Origin of the sequence: Bifidobacterium asteroides (assembly GCF_003202755.1) — a bacterium.
Taxonomy (GTDB): domain Bacteria; phylum Actinomycetota; class Actinomycetes; order Actinomycetales; family Bifidobacteriaceae; genus Bombiscardovia; species Bombiscardovia asteroides_F.
The window spans coordinates 512,858-530,389 of the sequence record NZ_QGLK01000005.1 but is presented as its reverse complement, the minus strand read 5'-3'; the positions used below and the strand labels follow the sequence as shown (position 1 = coordinate 530,389).

13 protein-coding genes, 1 tRNA gene and 1 pseudogene are annotated in these 17,532 nt (G+C 61.9%); 3 read left to right on the top strand and 12 right to left on the bottom strand.

The window, feature by feature from the left end:
* Nucleotides 1-151: 151 nt before the first annotated feature.
* The 7 genes from DKK74_RS08555 to DKK74_RS08525 form a co-directional block, all read right to left on the bottom strand.
* Nucleotides 152-763 carry a LytR C-terminal domain-containing protein gene (locus DKK74_RS08555; protein ID WP_181414970.1) on the bottom strand — a complete coding sequence of 204 codons (612 nt, stop codon included), beginning with the start codon at nt 761-763 and terminating at the stop codon, nt 152-154.
* Nucleotides 764-773: 10 nt separating this feature from the next.
* Nucleotides 774-1,694, bottom strand: coding sequence for a 4-(cytidine 5'-diphospho)-2-C-methyl-D-erythritol kinase (locus DKK74_RS08550; protein WP_110413642.1), 921 nt, complete (start codon nt 1,692-1,694; stop codon nt 774-776).
* On the bottom strand, nt 1,691-2,572 hold the full coding sequence (rsmA, locus tag DKK74_RS08545; RefSeq protein WP_110413641.1) for a 16S rRNA (adenine(1518)-N(6)/adenine(1519)-N(6))-dimethyltransferase RsmA: 882 nt from the start codon (nt 2,570-2,572) through the stop codon (nt 1,691-1,693). The genes DKK74_RS08550 and rsmA overlap by 4 nt, the downstream gene beginning before the upstream one ends.
* Nucleotides 2,573-2,605: 33 nt before the next feature.
* Nucleotides 2,606-4,024, bottom strand: a complete 1,419-nt coding sequence (locus DKK74_RS08540) for an aggregation-promoting factor C-terminal-like domain-containing protein (protein WP_110413640.1) — start codon at nt 4,022-4,024, stop codon at nt 2,606-2,608.
* Between the two features lie 401 nt (nt 4,025-4,425).
* Nucleotides 4,426-4,499: transfer RNA gene (locus DKK74_RS08535), tRNA-Thr, on the bottom strand.
* A gap of 110 nt (nt 4,500-4,609) precedes the next feature.
* Nucleotides 4,610-5,533, bottom strand: coding sequence for a DsbA family protein (locus tag DKK74_RS08530; protein ID WP_110413639.1), 924 nt, complete (start codon nt 5,531-5,533; stop codon nt 4,610-4,612).
* Nucleotides 5,534-5,594: 61 nt separating this feature from the next.
* A complete protein-coding gene (locus tag DKK74_RS08525; RefSeq protein ID WP_110413638.1) occupies nt 5,595-7,595 on the bottom strand; it encodes a serine/threonine-protein kinase in 2,001 nt (666 codons plus the stop codon).
* A 168-nt stretch (nt 7,596-7,763) separates the two neighbouring features.
* On the opposite strand from DKK74_RS08525, the gene DKK74_RS08520 reads away from it, so the two are divergent.
* From DKK74_RS08520 to DKK74_RS08510, 3 genes and pseudogenes are all read left to right on the top strand, one after another.
* A complete protein-coding gene (locus tag DKK74_RS08520; RefSeq protein ID WP_046323555.1) occupies nt 7,764-8,162 on the top strand; it encodes a carboxymuconolactone decarboxylase family protein in 399 nt (132 codons plus the stop codon).
* A 202-nt stretch (nt 8,163-8,364) separates the two neighbouring features.
* Nucleotides 8,365-9,492 carry an ABC transporter ATP-binding protein gene (locus tag DKK74_RS08515; RefSeq protein ID WP_110413637.1) on the top strand — a complete coding sequence of 376 codons (1,128 nt, stop codon included), beginning with the start codon at nt 8,365-8,367 and terminating at the stop codon, nt 9,490-9,492.
* A 171-nt stretch (nt 9,493-9,663) separates the two neighbouring features.
* Nucleotides 9,664-11,025: pseudogene (locus DKK74_RS08510) on the top strand (DUF4032 domain-containing protein); the annotation flags it as partial.
* 406 nt (nt 11,026-11,431) lie between these two features.
* Here the strand turns inward: DKK74_RS08510 and rlmB are convergent.
* The 5 genes from rlmB to DKK74_RS08485 all read right to left on the bottom strand — a co-directional run bounded on the left by rlmB (nt 11,432) and on the right by DKK74_RS08485 (nt 17,262).
* Nucleotides 11,432-12,424 carry a 23S rRNA (guanosine(2251)-2'-O)-methyltransferase RlmB gene (gene rlmB / locus DKK74_RS08505; protein WP_110413635.1) on the bottom strand — a complete coding sequence of 331 codons (993 nt, stop codon included), beginning with the start codon at nt 12,422-12,424 and terminating at the stop codon, nt 11,432-11,434.
* Nucleotides 12,425-12,538: 114 nt separating this feature from the next.
* Complete coding sequence (locus tag DKK74_RS08500; RefSeq protein WP_110413634.1) at nt 12,539-13,315, bottom strand: carboxymuconolactone decarboxylase family protein; 777 nt, start codon at nt 13,313-13,315, stop codon at nt 12,539-12,541.
* Between the two features lie 107 nt (nt 13,316-13,422).
* Nucleotides 13,423-14,004, bottom strand: a complete 582-nt coding sequence (gene dcd / locus DKK74_RS08495; protein ID WP_024627087.1) for a dCTP deaminase — start codon at nt 14,002-14,004, stop codon at nt 13,423-13,425.
* An 848-nt stretch (nt 14,005-14,852) separates the two neighbouring features.
* Nucleotides 14,853-16,256 carry an MFS transporter gene (locus DKK74_RS08490; RefSeq protein WP_110413633.1) on the bottom strand — a complete coding sequence of 468 codons (1,404 nt, stop codon included), beginning with the start codon at nt 16,254-16,256 and terminating at the stop codon, nt 14,853-14,855.
* Nucleotides 16,257-16,269: 13 nt separating this feature from the next.
* A complete protein-coding gene (locus DKK74_RS08485) occupies nt 16,270-17,262 on the bottom strand; it encodes a nucleoside hydrolase (RefSeq protein WP_110413632.1) in 993 nt (330 codons plus the stop codon).
* Between the last annotated feature and the right edge of the window lie 270 nt (nt 17,263-17,532).

Sequence of the window (17,532 nt, the reverse complement as noted above, 5' to 3'; positions counted from 1 at the left end):
AAGAAACTGTACCAAGCGCGCAAACACCCACGACCCAAGGATGTTGTACTCGCTACTATACCATGCGCGTAAACGCCTCCGGTTGAGGGCTCTGCAACAGCCGGGTCCGCGCTCCCGGGAGGGATGCCAGGCCGGCAACATTGCTGCGGCGTCAGGCCTTGGGAGCCTTGGGCAGGTTCTTCATGGAGGAGGGGTCGGCCTGGCATCCCTTGATGGCTTCGATCTTGCGGCCTACGACGGAAGCGCTGTCCTCGTCGTTCAGATCGGTGAAGGTGGCCCCTACGACCACGTCAATCAGATCGTCGCTGCGGTCGTCCATGATCAGCACGGCATCGTTGAATTGGGATCCCACTGTGTAGCCACGGTCAATGGCCGAGGCCCCGAAGCGTATCTCGGTGCGGGCAGTCTCGGTCTTGCCCGGATAGTCCGCCACATCCTGCATGTTGAATCCCCGATTGCGCAGGGCCGAGGCCAGGGCAGTGGCCAGACCGGACTTGTTGGTTCCGTTGAGCACCCGCACGCGGATGTCGGGGTGGTTGACCAGCTTGGACTTGTCAGGCGGGCAGGGCACGGCGACCCCATAGTTGGGCTTGGCGATGCTGGTGTGTTTGGCGTTATGCCCGATGGACCCGAAGATGATCAGACCGCAGATGATCAGGATGGCCACTAGGGCGCTGACGACTATGGTGAAAACCATCTTCTGCCGCCGTCGTACGAACTGCCTGCGGGCCTCGCGTTCGTCGAGTGGTTCGGGATTCGTCATGTTGCCTACTCTACTGTCCATGGGTGACTCGCAGGGGGACCATCCTGGGCAGGACTGGCGAGTCAGCCTCGATGATCCTGTCCACGGCATTTTGCTCTCGCCAGAGCCTTATCAGTGCGATTGCCTGCTCAGATCGAGAGGCCATGACCACCACCGAGGGGCCGGATCCAGAGACGAAGGCCGGTCCGATGCCTGCCCATCGGGCAAGGTCCAGAGCTTGGCGCGAGCGCGGATGCAGGGTGCAGGCGGTCTCCTGCAGGTCGTTCAGATCGTGGGAGCCGGGTCCGATCAGATCGAAGGCCTTGTAGACCTGGGCTGTGCTCAGCTGGCTCTCGTAGGCCCCGATCAAAAGGTGTCCGGTCAGCCCAGCCCGGGACAGCCGCTGGGCCTGTGGGCCATTAGGATCCAGGGGTTCCAGAATCTGGCCGAAACCTGTGCCTCTGCTGAGCCCTCCATGCAGGCAGAAGGGTAGATCCGCACCCAGACTGGCGGCGATTCGATCCAGGTCGGCGGCAGCCATCCCTAGATTCCAGAGCTGGTTCAGACCCAGCATGGTTCCGGCAGCATCCGCCGATCCGCCGGCCAGGCCGGCGCCCACCGGTATCCGTTTGACGATGTGGATGGCCACATCAGGCTCGTGCCCGGTGGCTTGGGCCATGGCCAGGAGGGCCTTGACGGCTAGGTTGGCGCGTGGATCGGCATCCCGGCGGTTCAGGTCGCCCAGGTGCTCGCCCTCCAAGCTCAGGCGGAAGCCGCTGCCAGGTTCTGTCGGGTGCAGTTCCACATGGTCCCAGATTCCCACGGCGCTGTAAATGGTGTCCAGGCGGTGTCGTCCTCCAAGGTCGGTTCGGGTAGGACCGACGCGAAGTCTTAGATTGATTTTGGCGGGACAGTAGAGGCCCACGCCGTCCCTTCTGGCTGCCGGGCTCACGCGGCCACCTCGCGGCGGGCTTGTTCCAGGGCGACAAACTCCTCAATGGTCATGGTTTCCCCCCGGCGTGCAGGGTCAATGCCTGCTGCCTGGAAGGCTTCGGCGGTCACCAGACCCTTCAGGGCGGCGTGCAGGGTCTTGCGGCGCTGTCCGAATGCGGCATCGATCAGGGCGAAGACCTCGGTCCTTGTCTCCTCGTCCCCGCGCACGCGTCCATCCTTGTCCTGGATGAAGGAGACCAGGGCTGAGTCCACGTTGGGGGCTGGCCAGAAGACATGGCGCCCGATCCTGCCTACTTGGGCGGCATGCCCATACCAGGCCAGCTTCAGGCTGGGAGCGCCGTAGACCTTGGAGCCCGGGGCTGCCGTCAGCCGGTCCGCCACCTCTTTTTGGACCATGACGAGAAACCGGCCCAGATTAGCGAACCGGGCCAGGAGGGTCAGGATGATCGGAGTGGCTACGTTGTAGGGCAGGTTGGCCACCATAGCCAGGTCGGTGGCTGTACCCGCGTCGCCTGCCAGCTGGGGGGTCAGGGTCAAGGCGTCCCGGTTGATCACGGTCAGCCGGTCCAGGCTCTCCGGCATGCGCTCGCGGACGGTCTGCGGCAGCTGCCGGGCCAGGACGGGATCGATTTCGTCGGCGGTCACCAGGCAGCCCGCCTCCAGCAAGCCGAGAGTCAGGGATCCCAGACCAGGACCCACCTCCAGAACGGGTTGATTGGGTGTTACCTCGGCCAAGCGTACGATCCTGCGGACAGTTCCTGGATCGATGACAAAGTTTTGCCCCAATCGTTTGGTGGGGTGGATGTCGATCTGGTCGGCGATGCGTCGGATATCGGCCGCTCCCAGTAGGCGATCGATTTCGGTTTTAGTGTTCATGTCGGTTTGCTGCTCGGCGGGTGTGGTCGGGGATTAGTATGAATTATGTTGTTTTTGGTATTGCAGGGCCGCACTGGGACTTCCGTACTGCTGCGCAATGTAGTTGAGGCCCCAATCAATCTGGACAGCGGCATCGTCATGCCAGTTGGCTCCAAATCGTGCCATCTTAGAGGCGGGGTAAGCCTGGGGAATGCCATAGGCGCCTGAATTTTTATTTTCGGCATACCAGAGCCATCCTGATTCCCTGTTCCACAGTTCCACTAGAGCCGTGAACTCCGAACCTGTCCATCCGCGTTGGGCGGCGGCGCCCCCGGCATAGGCCTGAGCCAATTCTGGGCTGGCGTGCCAAAGACCATCTGGAGATGGGTTCGGCGCTGGGGATGGGGCTGGTTTGTTCTCGGGCTTGCTTGGAGTGGTCGGTTTGCTTGGCTTGCTTGGTTGTGTCGGCTGCGTGGTCTGTGTTGGCGTAGGGGCCGGTGTTGTTGCAGACTGCGAATTCTGGCTAGGCGAAGGGCTCGGAGAGGGAGTCGTCTGCGTCTGTTGGGAGTCCTTGCCTGTGTTGTCCTTGGACGGCTGCCCGCTGTTCTGTCCCTCCTCTGGCTTGTCGGGACCGACGGCCACCACCTGATCCACTGGCATGGCTACGGTCTCTTCCTTGACCACCTGCTCCGATTCAGCCTGTCCATCCACGTAGGTGACCTGGATGGTCTGCAGGCGTTGACCGGCTATGCCCGCCTGCCGCACCTGGGTCTGACCGGGCGCCAGATTCGGGTCGACCACGGTCCTCGTGGCGAAGGATATGGGGATCGTCCTTTGGGTATTTCCATGGGTGACCCGTTGGACCCGCAGTATAGTGGTGCCCTGGTCATGCTCCACGCTGACCCGGTCCTCTTTGCCCAGCACGATACCCTTGGAGTCCAGGATGGAGGCGGCTGGAAGCTTGCCGTCAGGGGCCACCGAGGTCTTCCCGTCAGCCACGACCGTAACTGGCCCTGCCTGGTTGATGACCAGACCGCCGGTGAGTTGGTTGTAGACGTTGCCCACATCCACGGTGACCTTCATGGCCTGCTTGCGGTTCTCCTCGAAGAATCCCAGCAGCTGGTCCATGCTCGTTGCCGTGGTCCAGAAGGGCACCCGCTGGCCCTGAATGACGATGGTGGTCTGATAGGCGGAGCGCACAGTGACCGCCGCATGGTTGCGTAGCTGGCCTCCGGAGGTGGAATCGACCAGGTCGTGGGTCTTGACCTTGATCCCCTGCTGGCGTAGCAGACCGTCCACGCTGTAGGCATAAGTGGTCACCATTTTGGTCTGTCCATTGACGCTCAACGCCACGCTCTTGCGCGCGGTAATGCCGAAGGTCAGGATCATGGCCAGAACGACTAGGAGGGCGCAGGAGGCCACGCGGATTCTTCTGAGCACGACGAAACGCCGCGGTGTCCAGCGTCTGGCCATGTGCTCGCCTCCCCGTATCTGCCTTGTCTGTACCCGGCAATTCTAGCCGTGTGGGCATTGAGCAAGGCCGCACAATTCGCAAGGTCGGGCAAATATCCACATTTGTAGTAGACGGACGGCAATAAAAAAGCCGACTTGGCCGTCATCGGTCAGTCGGCTTTTCCAGACCCGGGTCCTGGTCGGCGGGTCAACGTCAAGAGGACGGGAATGAAGGGGAATGATCCCGTCCTCGAATACGAACGGAGATGGTTGGGGAAAAGCTCCGTTCGTACTTCGGAGGACGAGCCTCCGAAATGACTTACTCGAGGGAAGTATTTGTAGTTATCCAGGCAATGTCCATTATTGTAGCCTGCCAAGAAGAAAAATGAATAGTTGGATTTAATAGTTCGTTCTTGGCGTAGAGCCTCCTGTCAGAGTCGAACTGACGACCTGCCGCTTACAAGGCGGCTGCTCTGGCCAACTGAGCTAAGGAGGCGGTCCCGGTGGTCCATTACAGCATTCCGGGCCGCGGTACGAAATGATATCCTACCATCACCATGCCCCCAAGGGGACGCTGGGCGTGAAATTTCTCTCGACCTGCCCGGCTCAGTTCAGCGAGCGAGGTTGGCCAGAGGCGCCGATGGCCGGCATGGCACCCTTGACGCCCACCTTGGACTGGTCCAGGCCCAAAGCCTTGAGCAGGCCCGAGCGGTAGTCCAAGCCAGCCTGGGACAGGTTGCCCAGCTCCCAGTAATTGCCATTGATGCGGACCGTAGGCGTGGTCATCTGTCCCTTGTTGGACCCTGAGGGATTCCAGAGCTCCTTGCGCAAGGGGGTATAGGTGTCCATGGCCTTGATCCAGTCCCGATAGTGGCCCTTAAGCGCCTGGTCAGCAACCTTGGGATCAACACCGGCCTTGATGGCCTGCTGGCGGATTTTGTCGTTGCTGACGGGTTGGTAGTTGGATTCGTCCGGCTGGAAGTCCTTGGCGTAGAGATTGGCTATGAAGGGAAGCAGGTGGTCCGGATCGTGCTGGGCCACATAGATGGTGGCCGTGCCCGTCCTGGTCGAGTAGTTGTCCGTGGAGAGTCGGTCCATGAAGCTCATGGGGTAGATGACCAGGTTGACCTGCCCGGCATCCACCAGACCGGTCAGGGTGGAGTCCAGCCCGCGATGCAGGGCGCCGCAGCCCGGGCACATGAAGTCCATGTATATCTCCACGGTCGGTGCCTTGGCCACCGGCTTGCCCAGCCCCTGGGAGCTGATCAGGAAGCCACCCTGGTCATTGGCGGCCGAGGGTTTTTCCTTGACCCGGGCGACGGCCTGCCGGGCCTGCTCCAGGTCCTGGGTCTTGACCGGGTGATGGCTGCGCCAATAGAAGAATCCGCCCAGAGCGATCAGGGCGATGATTGCCACGGTGACGATGATGCCGATCATGGTCTGCTGGCGGCGCTCCTTGGCCTCCTGGAGCCGCCGGGCTTCTTCCTGGGCCTTGAGCGCGGCCTGATGGTTCTGCTTGCCCTTGGACATGACCTGGATCCTTTCCTTGGCATACTGAGCATAGTGTAGCCGCCAGGGGTGAAGCGCGACCTTAGGCACGCAGGAGGTGGATGGGTGCCCAGTCCATGGAGGGCTGGGTGATCAGCCCGGCCAGGAGGACGGCAATAATCAGCAGCCAGATCAGGAGCAGGATCCACCTGCGGCGGGGGCTGTCCGGCGTCTCGGGATCCTGACGGCCCATGGGGATGCGACCTGCCGCCAGACGAAGGACCATATTGCCGTTGTTGGCTTTGGGGGCTGAGTGGTCCTGCGTTGGCAGAGTCGTCAACAGCCAGCCGGCCAGCGTCGCCAGGGCCATGGCCAGTCCGCCGGCGGACAGGGGCCTGGCCGCCGGCAGGGGGAAGGTCAGCAGGTGCCCGCCCAGGGCCAGGCCTGCGCGAACGGTGGTGAGAGCGCCCGACCAGGTCAGCAGCATGGCGACTAGGACCTGGACAAGGATTATGCCCGGCAAGCGCAGCAGGGCGGCCGCTAGACCCTTGAGCAGGTGCCAGGGAAGGGCGGCTGCGTTCAGCAGACGATCGGTGCCACGCCGAGGGCCGTCGCGGCGCAGCTCGCGTTCTATCTGGGCTTTTATGCTCCATCCTGCGGTGCTCAGGGCCCATAGGAGGATCCCCGCGGCCGCCAGAGCCGAGACCGGAGCCAGACCTGTCAGCAGGGCAGGGAGCATTCCCAGCATGACCAGGCAGGGAGTTCCCGCCTTCAGGTAGCGCAGACGTCGCATCTGGGCGGGGGGCTGGTCTCCAAGCCAGTGGGCGTTCGCCTCATCGCGGTATCCGCTGGGCAGGGGCTGTGCCGGCGGCAACGGACCTTGAACGGTGGTGGCCTGAAGATCTTGGCGATCGGCTAAGGGTTGTTGGTCCCGCCAGACCTGCGTCTGCTCCTGCTGCTCCTGGGCTGCAGGAAAGGGATTCAAGAGGCTGGTGGGCTGCTCTGAGTCGGGCAGAAGGGTCGTTTGCTCATCTTCTTCGTTGTCTACGGGGGGCTGTGACCAGGCTGTCCGCGGACTATCCGGATCAGCCTGTGTAATAGGTGGCATGGGCATAGTGGCCGGCTCAACAACCATGGTGGGCGAGTCGGCTTGCCCCTCAGCCTCCGAAGAGCCGCCGCCAAAAGGGCGCATCGTCTCCTGATTGTCCTTGCTGGATTCCTGGTCGTCTTGCTCTCCTTGCCAGGCCTGCGGATCCATGGCATCTCGGCTAATGGCCTCCAGGAGCTCCTGGGGTGTGCAACGCGCACCCCTGTCGGGGGAGAGGGCCGAGCGTAGGGCTCTCATGGTACCGATGGGCAGCCCGGACAGATCAGCATTGCCCGAAGCCTCCCGTTCCAGTACCGCCATCATGGGTTTGTCGCCGAAGACCGCTCGTCCGGTGGCTGCATAAGCCAGAACGGCGGCCGTGCTCCACCAGTCGGTTCCCTGGTCGGCCTCGGCTCCGTCGATGATCTCCGGGGCGATGAAGCCAGGGGTCCCCATGACCAGCCCGGTACGGGTCACATGGCTCTGCCCCTGGCCCATAGCGATGCCGAAGTCCACCAGCACCGGCCCCGAGACCGAGATCATGACATTGGTGGGCTTGATGTCCCGGTGGACGATGCCCGCCTGGTGGACGGCTGCGACGGCATCGGTCAGCTTCCGTGCCAGCCGCTCCAGATCGTCGCCCTGATAGGGGCCGTTGACGGCCACGTCGTCGCGAAGGTTGCGCCCTTCGATCAGTTCAGTCACGATAAAGGCCAGGGCATCATCAAGTTCCATATCCACGATCCGGCAGACGCCTGGATGGCGGATCCGTTGTAGGGCCAGAGCCTCGCGTCGCAGGCGCTCGCGGGCTGAGGCACGTTCCCGTTCGTCGGGACTGTCTGACGAGACCTGGTCTTCCTCCAAGGATTCACGCAGAATTTTCATGGCGTAGTCTTGGCCCCCGCCATCACGTGCGCGCCAGACGGACCCCATGGCGCCGCCGCCTAGGGGCTCGATCAGGGTGTAGCCCCCGACCAGCCGTCCCGGCCCTAGGTCCAAACCCTCAAGATCGCTCATATCTCCATTGTGCCCCGACTAGTTGAAAAGCACCTGATTGCGGCCTCTGCTGTTTCGTCGCGTCCGCTGCCATAGGTGGCTCGACCGCCGGTGGGATAATACGTAAACAGGCGTTGATACGATATTATCTGCGGGAAAATATGCAAAACAACTGAAAGAAGGGGCTTCATGGAAGCTTCACGTTTTGAAAAGGGATCTGAGGCCTTGGCCGCCATCGATGGCAAGGGAGGCCAGGCTGTCATCGACTCTCTTCAGGATATAGCGCCGGACCTTGGCCGTTGGATTGTCGAATTCGCTTTTGGCGACATATACACCCGGAAAGGACTCGACCTTCAGCAGCGTGAGCTGGTCACCATAGGCAGCCTGGTGACGCAGGGTGACACAGCTCCGCAGTTGGCCGTTCACATACAGGGAGCCTTGAATGTGGGGCTGAGCAAGGCGGCCGTGGTTGAAGCCATACTCCAATGTGCTCCATATGTGGGATTCCCGCGGGTCATCAATGCGATTAACGTGGCAAGGACGGTCTTCGAGCGCGGCTCTGAAGATTCCGACAAGCCCAAGGATTGAGTCGGCAAGGGCACGCACGTCGAATTCAGATCTTGGTGTATAGTGGGCACTGGCTCAAGGGAGAGTTTCTCTTAACCGCAAAATAGAAGACCGTCGCATGGCCATGCCGATGTAGGTGTTGACCCCGGGACGGAAACCACAGTGAAAATCAACCCTTCACTACGGATCGTTCGGCACGTACCTGCCGATGAAAGGATGAACAATGGCAGAAGTGGTATTCGACCACGTCACTCGTATCTACCCGGGCAATGATGAGCCCTCGGTCAGTGACCTTAGTCTGGACATCAAAGACGGTGAATTCCTTGTTCTGGTTGGGCCTTCCGGCTGCGGAAAGTCCACCACCCTGCGCATGCTGGCCGGACTTGAAGAGGTCAACAAGGGCCGCATCATGATTGGCGACAAGGACGTGACGACCATGCAGCCCAAGGACCGTGACATCGCCATGGTCTTCCAGAACTATGCCCTTTACCCCCATATGACCGTGGCCGACAACATGGGCTTCGCCCTGAAGATTGCCGGCACCCCCAAGGACGAGATTCGCCAGCGGGTGGAGAAGGCCGCAGAGGTGCTGGATCTGACCGAGTACCTGGACCGCAAGCCCAAGGCTCTGTCCGGTGGTCAGCGTCAGCGTGTGGCCATGGGCCGCGCTATTGTGCGTCAGCCCAAGGTCTTCCTGATGGATGAGCCTCTGTCCAACCTGGACGCCAAGCTGCGTGTCCAGACCCGTACCCAGATCGCCGCCCTGCAGCGTCAGCTCAACGTCACCACCCTGTACGTGACCCACGATCAGACCGAGGCTCTGACCATGGGCGACAGGATCGCCGTCATCAAGTTGGGCGTCCTGCAGCAGGTGGGCGCGCCCACCGAGCTTTATGATCGGCCCGAGAATGTCTTCGTGGCCGGCTTCATCGGCTCGCCTTCCATGAACATCAACATCCACCCCGTGGTCAACGGCCAGGCCAAGATCGGTGAGGACACCATCAGCCTGCCGCGCGAGGCGGTCGACAAGCTGACCCCCGAGGATCAGGGCAAGATCGTAGTCGGCTTCCGTCCCGAGAATGCCTCTCTGGCCAGTCCCTCCGAGCCGGATGCCTTCTCCCTGAAGGTAGCCAACGTGGAGGATTTGGGCTCTGACGGTTACATCTACGGCAACATTCTGACCGACAACAGCGCGGCTGAGCAGGCCATCGTCATGTCCGACCAGAACAAGCTGACCACCATCCGTGTAAACCCGCGCGACCTGCCCAAGGTGGGCGACGTGGTCAAGATCCACATCGATCCTGAAAAGATGCACCTCTTCTCCCCGGCCAGTGAGCTGCGGCTGAACTGAGCGTTCCTGTGACCCTGTGGTTCGGCCACGGTTTTCCGCCGAGCCGCAGGGCCCGTATCGATCATTGATATCATCTCCTTTCCTTGTTAACCGGGTGACCAGGAGCCCCGCGCGGCGCATCCGTGCGGGGCTCTTCCCGTATAGGATGGGCGGCGATGGGATGGATGAAGCATGACTAGCGTGAACATCAACCGGGCGACGGCCTCCTCTCTGGACCCTCGTGCCCTGAAAGCCACCTCGATAAAGACCACGGTCGATCCTTCCTCCGAGCAGGAGCCGGCTGCCCTGCATATCACGGCCACCAGCTCCAACCCCAGGATGTTTACCCTGCCCTGGGAGCGGCCGCTGGCCACCTGGCCCCGGGATCTGTTGGCCAACCTGCCCAGAGGGATCTCCCGGCACGTGGTTCGCTTTGTCCACGTGGGCGACGATGTCTACGCCATGAAGGAGATCACCCAGAGGGTGGCCGAGCGTGAGTACGAACTTCTGCGCAAGCTGAAAAAACTGGAGCTGCCTACGGTCAATCCCATCGCCGTGGTCACCGGTCGACACACTCGTGAGGGCGAGCCTCTTGAGGCCATGCTGGTCACCCAGCACCTCAAATTCTCACTGCCCTACCGTGCCCTATTCGCCCGCAATCTGCGCCCGGACACGGCCGAGCGTCTGATCGATGCGCTGGCGGTCCTTCTGGTGAGGCTCCATCTGGCCGGTTTTTACTGGGGCGACGTTTCCCTGTCCAACGTGCTCTTCCTGCGCGATGCCGATGCCTTCTCGGCCTTCCTGGTCGATGCCGAGACCGGCGATCTGCATCCCAGCCTGACCGACGGCCAGCGCGAGTACGACATTGATCTGGCCAGGACCAACATCATCGGCGAGCTTATGGATCTGGATTCCGGCAATCTGCTGGCCGGCGAGGTGGACGAGGTCGGCGTGGGCAACCGGCTTGTGGACCGCTATCACTCCCTCTGGAGCGCTCTGACGGATGTGGACAGCTTCGACCCGGATGAGATGTGGAAGATCGAGCGCCGTGTCAACCGGCTCAACGATCTGGGCTTTGATGTCGACGAGCTGGAGATGAAGACCGAGGAGGACGGCAACCGAGTGCTGGTACGGCCCAGGGTGGTCGATGCCGGCTACGCCTCCCGTAAGCTGCTGCGGCTGACCGGCCTGGACGTACAGGAAAACCAGGCCCGGCGGCTGCTCAACGATTTGGATGCCTATCGTGCCTCCACCTGGCGTCAGGGCGAGGACTTGGAGATTGTGGCCACCGACTGGATGCGCGAGGTTTTCGAGCCCACTGTGCGCATGATCCCGCCGGAATACCGCTCGCAGATCGAACCGGCCCAGTTCTTCCATGAGGTGCTGACCCACCGCTGGCTGATGGCCGAGAAGGCCGGACACGATGTGCCCATGGCTGAGGCTGTGCAAAGCTATATCAGCGAGTCTCTGCCCGAGTACCGGTTGGACTCCGAGGATATGAAGACCATCAACGAAGAGGCCGATGCCGGGGTGGTCGACGACGAGATGAATTGGCAGGGCGCCCATGCCCGGGCCGGTCAAGGTGAGCAAGCCGGCCGCGATTGGACCGACAAGGATGCAAATGGCCATGAAGCGGGAGGCCAAGACACAACTGACAGTGGGGTGACTGACCAAACCAATGCTGAAGGCCAGACTAGAGCAGACACCCAGACGGACCGTGATCGGGCAGGCGGGGAAGTGCCGTCACAACCAGCCTTTGAGGATATGAATGGCGGCCGAAGCTCGCTGAGATCGGTCTACGCCCCCGGCAGCCTGGATGCGGCTGCCGATCAGGACGATCAGGATGACGCGGTCTGGGCCTCCAGTTGACTTTTTGGTTAGTGCGGCGGCGGTCTGGTGAGGAGCGCAGGCTGTTGCCGCTTGGTCTGTCTGCGTTCAGATTGTTGGCGCCTGCCTGGGTTTATTCGGCTTGGCTGGCGGACCGTCGGCGTGCCATAGCTACGGCGTAGAGGCTGATGCCGGCCGCGACCGAGGCATTCAGGGATTCCACCGAGCTAGAGATGGGGATGGAGGCCAGGGCATCGCAGCTCTCACGGACCAGGCGGCTTAGCCCCTTGCCCTCGGAGCCCAAGACCACCACCAGAGGATCGGTCTCGAAGCCTGTCTCGCCTACTGTGGTGGTGCCTGCACCGTCCAGGCCAACCGCGTAGTAGCCGCGCTCCTTGAGCCCTTGAATGGCCTTGGTCAGATTGACCACGCGGGCAACGGGCAGATGGGCAGCGGCTCCGGCGGACACTTTCCAGGCCGCAGCTGTGACCGAGGCGCTGCGGCGTTCGGGCAAGACCACCCCCGAGGCCCCAAAGGCTGCTGCTGAACGGATCACGGCTCCAAGATTCTGCGGATCGGTCACTCCATCCAGAGCGATGAACAGCGGGCGGGCGACAACCTTAGTCGCCTGGTCGGCCCCGTCTAGGGCGGCTGCGTGCTTTTCGGCCCTGTCGACCAGGCTCTGCAGGGAGGCGTACTGGTAGGGCTGCACCTTGAGGACCACACCCTGGTGGTTGCTGGATCGGGCGATGCGGTTCATCTCCAGGCGGTCGGCTTCTAGCAGGTTGAGCCCTTCCTGCCCGGCCAGCCGCACGATCTCCCTGGTCCTGTCATCGTGTTCAATCCGGGCGGCCAGATAGAGCTGGCTGGCCGGGACTCCTACGCGCAGGGCTTCCAGGACGGCGTTGCGGCCGATGACCAGGTCGTCGGAATCGGAGGTGAACCGGTCGGCCCGGCGGCGGGCCGCCAGGCGTGGGTCGGCCGCCTGCCTGCGCTGGGCCGCCTGCCGGGCCTTGTAGGCCTTGTGGTAGACGCGATCCTCGGCCTTGGGCGTGGGCCCTCTGCCGCGCAGTTTGTTGCGGTGCTTGCCGCCCGAACCCTTGGTCGGGCCTTTCTTGTTAGCCATGTCTTCAGTGTAAAGGCAGGCGGGAACCGGTCAGATATCGGTCGGCCTCAATATCTGCAGGGCGAAGACACGCTCTACCTTTATCGTTCAGGCCGGGCGGATCGGCCGTGCGGGTCATCCCAGGGCGGCCACCTGGTCAGGATCGGGGAACTCCATCCACTCGACCGGGGACTGTCCCTTCGATGCCGGGGTGACGGCGATGTGGGCCATGGATGACCGGCCCGAGGCCCCGTGCCAGTGTCTGACGCCTGCCGGGCAGAAGACCACATCGCCGGGTTCCAGTCTGCGGGGCTGACGGCCCTCCTCCTGCTCCCACCCCAGCCCGGCGGTGACGATGAGCAGTTGGCCATGCGGGTGGGTGTGCCAACGGTTGACGCATCCGGGTGCGAAGGTCACATTGCTGGCTGGGCATTCCGCGTCCGGACCGGTCAGGGGGTGCAGCCAGACATGGCCGGTGAAGTTGGGGCCGTCAGCCGGATCCCCCAAGGGATAGGGCCCCGAATCCGGCTCGGTCCCGGCTTTAGATGGGGTTGCAGGTGCAGCGGTGTCCCGGCTCCCGTCTTCGTTATCGCCCTCACCGTAGACCTCCTTGGCCAGGTCGAAGGCCGACCATGCCTTGGGCCATCCCGCGTAGAAGGCCAGGTGGGTGATCAGCGCCACCATTTCAGTGCGGGTGACGCCATTGCCCTTGGCCATGGCCATATGGCTCTTCAACTGGGGGAAGAGCCCCATGCTCATCAGGCCTGCGCAGGTGATCATGCTGCGGTCCCGAGCCGAAAGTTCATCCTCGCGGGACCAGACCTGGCCAAAGAGCACATCATCATTGAGTTGTGCGAATTGTGGTGCGAACCGACCGAGCTGGTCGTGGCCCGCCGTCTGTTTGATTGCCATGGGTTGATCTCCTTGCCATTATCTTGGCCGGGTCATTCCGGCAGATTCAGCTATACCCCTTCGAGTGCGCTCGAAGTCAAGATGATGGCGGAGGCGACTGTTGGCAGTCAGTCCGAGACGTCGGCCTTGTAAAAGTTGACATAGGAGCGTGAAGGGGTTGGGCCGCGCTGGCCCTGGTAATGGGAGCCGTTGTGTTTGGACCCGTAGGGGTACTGTGCAGGCGAGGAGAGCTGGAAGAAGCACATCTGGCCGATTTTCATGCCTGGCCAGAGTTTGACCGGCAGGGTGCTCACGTTGGACAGCTCCAGGGTAATGTGCCCCTCAAAGCCGGGATCGACGAATCCGGCAGTGGAGTGAGTCAGGATTCCCAGACGGCCTAGGGAGCTCTTGCCCTCTAGTCGCGCCGCTAGTGTCGAGTCCAGCTTGACGTACTCCCAGGTGGATCCAAGAACGAACTCGCCTGGATGCAGGATCCAGGGTTCGTCCTTTGGTACCTCGAACTGCTCGGTCAGTGCACCCTGGTCCTCCGCCGGATCCACGTAGGTGTACTGATGGTTGTTGAAGACCCGGAAGTACCGGTCCAGGCGCACGTCCACGCTGGAGGGCTGAACCATGGCGGGCGTCCACGGGTCCAGATTCAGGTGTCCTGCCTGGTGGGCATCCAGAATGTCATGGTCGCTGAGCAACATGCCGAGGTATCTCCTTTAGGTTCATTGGTCGAGGTCTCTCGTCAGGCGGGAAACCATCCGAAATCCAGTCTAACTGGCCCTATACCCGCCTTTGACCTGGCTGGATTCACAGAGAATTCTCAGATAACACTATCGTCCCCATAAGGTAGCTGTTCTTTACTATAGATATCGGCTTAAAAACCGAACGGGCGGTTGACCTCCGTCCGACAACTGATTTCCCTTTCTTCTCTCTCGCCCGGCGGTGTTTACGCACCGCCGGGTTCTCTTCATTTTGAGGGGCTTTTGGTACGCCGACGTTTCACGTGAAACCACATGGCCAATGGCTCGCTTGAGTTCATTAAGGCCTACTACAGGATGGTCAGGCGTGTGCAACCCATGAGTCGCCTAATGCAGGCTGGGACGGTTATCTGCTCGTTTAGCCTCTGTCTCCTTTGGATCCGAGACTCAAGTTCGGCGAATCTCCAAAACAGGATCGAAAGTTCCGCGCAGCCGCATTCTCAGGTTCAAATTCTTCTTCTCCGGCGTCTGTATGTATAAAAGTTGTGTTTCGAGGCACGGCCTGAATCATAGGCACAGAATTTAAAGACAGGAACTGAAGATATGGAAGAACCCCCGTCAGTTATGGCTATGACAGGGGTTCTTCACCGTGGGGAGGGGCGGCGATCTTCTTGCCTTCGGCGGCTGAGGGAAGAGGGGGACTATCACATTGCCGAAAGCAGTCCGAACTCCGCTCCCTCCCCGGTTCGCGCGGCCGGGTGCCGGCGCTGGGCCTGACTCATTCCCGAGGCCAGGAAGAGTGGACCAGGCAGAGCGGCCATCCGACCAAGTATGTGTGGGTCACACCAGCCTTACTCCTGGGGAGCCTTGGCTGACATGGCTTTGTGGAAGACGGCCACGATGATCAGGGCCAGCAGGGCGGCCAGCGCCATGACCCAGAACATGTTGGCCACCTGGGCCTGGATACCGGTCTTGACACCCGCCAGAGCATGCGACCCGAATTGGGGATTGGCCATGAGTCCGCTGTAGACAGCCATGCCGATGGAGGCCGAGGTGTTCATCATCAGATCCCCGATGCCGATGCCGCGTCCGTTCTGGTCTACCGGTAGGGTGGCCGAGAAGGAGTCGTAGAGGGGCGTGTAGGACATGGTGATGCCGGCGATGAAGACCGAGGCCAGCGCGGTCAGGACCCAGAAGCCCGAGGTGAGCATCAGGGCCGAGCCGGCAGCTCCGGCGATCATGAGCAGGGCGGACAGGATCAGCATGGGCAGGCGTCCCATGGCGTTCATGATGGCTCCGGACAGGCAGCCCACCAGAGTGGCCACGATGTAGACGATGGTCAGGCAGAGGGAGACCTGGCTCAGGGAGATCCCGTAGATGCGGTCGCCGATCACGTTGTAGATGGGCACGCAGGCGAAGTTGAAGAAGTAGAAGACGAAGAGGGCCAGCAGGACAGCCATGTAGGCGCCGTTGGTCACGAACCCGCGGCTCAGGAAGGGGTTGGCGCCCTTCCAGACGTAGCCGGCGAAGATCAGGATCAGAACGGCCAGCACCCCCAGCATCCAGGTGGCCGGGAAGGAGAAGTAGACGGCTACGAATCCGGCGATCAGTGCGAACAGGGCGATGCCGAAGACATCGATGCGCTCGCCCTTGATGCCGGTGTCAGGTGTGTACTTGAGCACCGGGGGGATCAGCAGGATGGAGACCAGCGGCACCAGGAAGAGGTAGCGCCAGTCGATGGAGGTGATCAGTCCGCCGGCGAAAATGCCTACAGCAGAGGATGCGTAGTAGACGGCGTTGAAGATGCCCAGGTAGAAGGCACGCTCCTTGTCGCTCAGGTACTTCATGGCCATGACCAGGAAGACCGATCCGGCCACCTGGCCGCCCGCGGTCTGGATCATGCGGGCCAGGACCACGGCCCAGAAGTTCGATGCGCCGAAGAAGCCCAGGAGGCTGCCGACGATCAGGGCGCCCACTCCGAACAGGGTCATCTTACGGGGGGAGATGTAGTCGCAGAGGGTTCCGTAGAGCATGCAGACCACGCCCAGGACGATGCCGGGCAGGGTGCTGATCAGCGAGGCGTTGGCGGACATCCCCAGGGAGTCGCCCACGTTCTGGAAGACCAGGTTGAAGGCCTGGATCATCAGTGTGCCCAGCAGGAAGATGGTCAGCAGGGCGGGCAGGGCCCGCTTGGTGCTGCGGCGGTTTTCCTCCACGGTCGCTTCGGTAGCCGTTGTGGTGATGGATTCGCTCATGACTGCCGTCCTTCTATCGTTCGCTCTCGGTCTTGTGCACCAGGGTCAGGAGCCTGTCCATGAAGCGCCGGGTGAACCGCTCGGTGTCGACAGACAGGGCCACCTTGGTGTTCTTGACCGTGTCCAGGAGCCTGCTGGGGTCGCCGATGGTACGGGCCCGTTGCGGTCCTTCGGTCTCGACCATCAGGTTGGTGGCGAAGGTCGTGACCAGGCTGGGGTCGATGGCCACGGCGGCGGCTAGGGGGTCGTGCAGGTTGCAGCCGCCCAGGTAGACCCCGCTCTCCTTTTCGCTGATGTCGATGTAGTAGTCGGTCATGTCTGCCAGGAAGCGGCCGGCGCTGGTGCCTGTGGCACGCAGGGCCTCAGTGTCCTCGCGGCTCATCAGAGCTTGGGTGGTCACGTCCAGGCCAACCATGGTGATGTCTGCGGTGGTGGCGAAGACCCGGTTGGCGGCCTCAGGATCCTGGTTAATGTTGGCTTCTGCGAAGGGGCCCACGTTGCCCGGCTGGGTCAGGGTGCCGCCCATCATGACAATGCTGATGCGGTCGACGATGTCGGGGGCCTTTTCCAGGGCGGCGGCGATGGTGGTCAGAGCGCCGGTGGGCACCACGACCAGCTCGCCCTTGGGATAGCGGCGGACTGCGTCGATGATGAAGTCCACCGAGCTCTGCTGGCTGGCCTGTCGGTCGGTCTGTGCGGGGATTTCGATGTTGCCGGTGCCGTTGGCCCCGTGGAAGATCTCGGAGTCCGGCGGAACGCTGAATGAGTCGGCCGTGCTGGGATGATCGATCCCCTTGAAAACCGGGATGTCCTCCCTACCGTACATGGCCAGCAGCCGCAGATCGTTGTCGACGCCCCGGTCGAGCACCACGTTGCCGTAGGTGCCGGTGATTCCAATTAGTTCGGCGTCCGGGGATCCCAGAACGTAGGACAGAGCCAGCGTGTCGTCGATGCCAGTGTCCAGATCCAGGATGATCTTGCGGACGGTTTCCTTGTTTGCTGACACGTTGGTCTCCTTCCCAGAAGGATGGGCGGCCCCAACCTTCTGCTTACCTATGTCGTGCCTTCCCTAGGCTGATTCGTTACTGCCGTGAAACAAACAACCTGTTTGATGTAACGTTTCATCAAACTGTACGGAGTTAACCTACCTGTGGCGAGGAGGCTTGTCAAAGCGCGTCGGGGGGTGTTCGCCATCAGGGCAGAGACCCGCAAATCTATCGGTGATCATGCATTCGCGGGTTGACGGCTGTTTTTCTGTGCAGTCGACGATAATGAG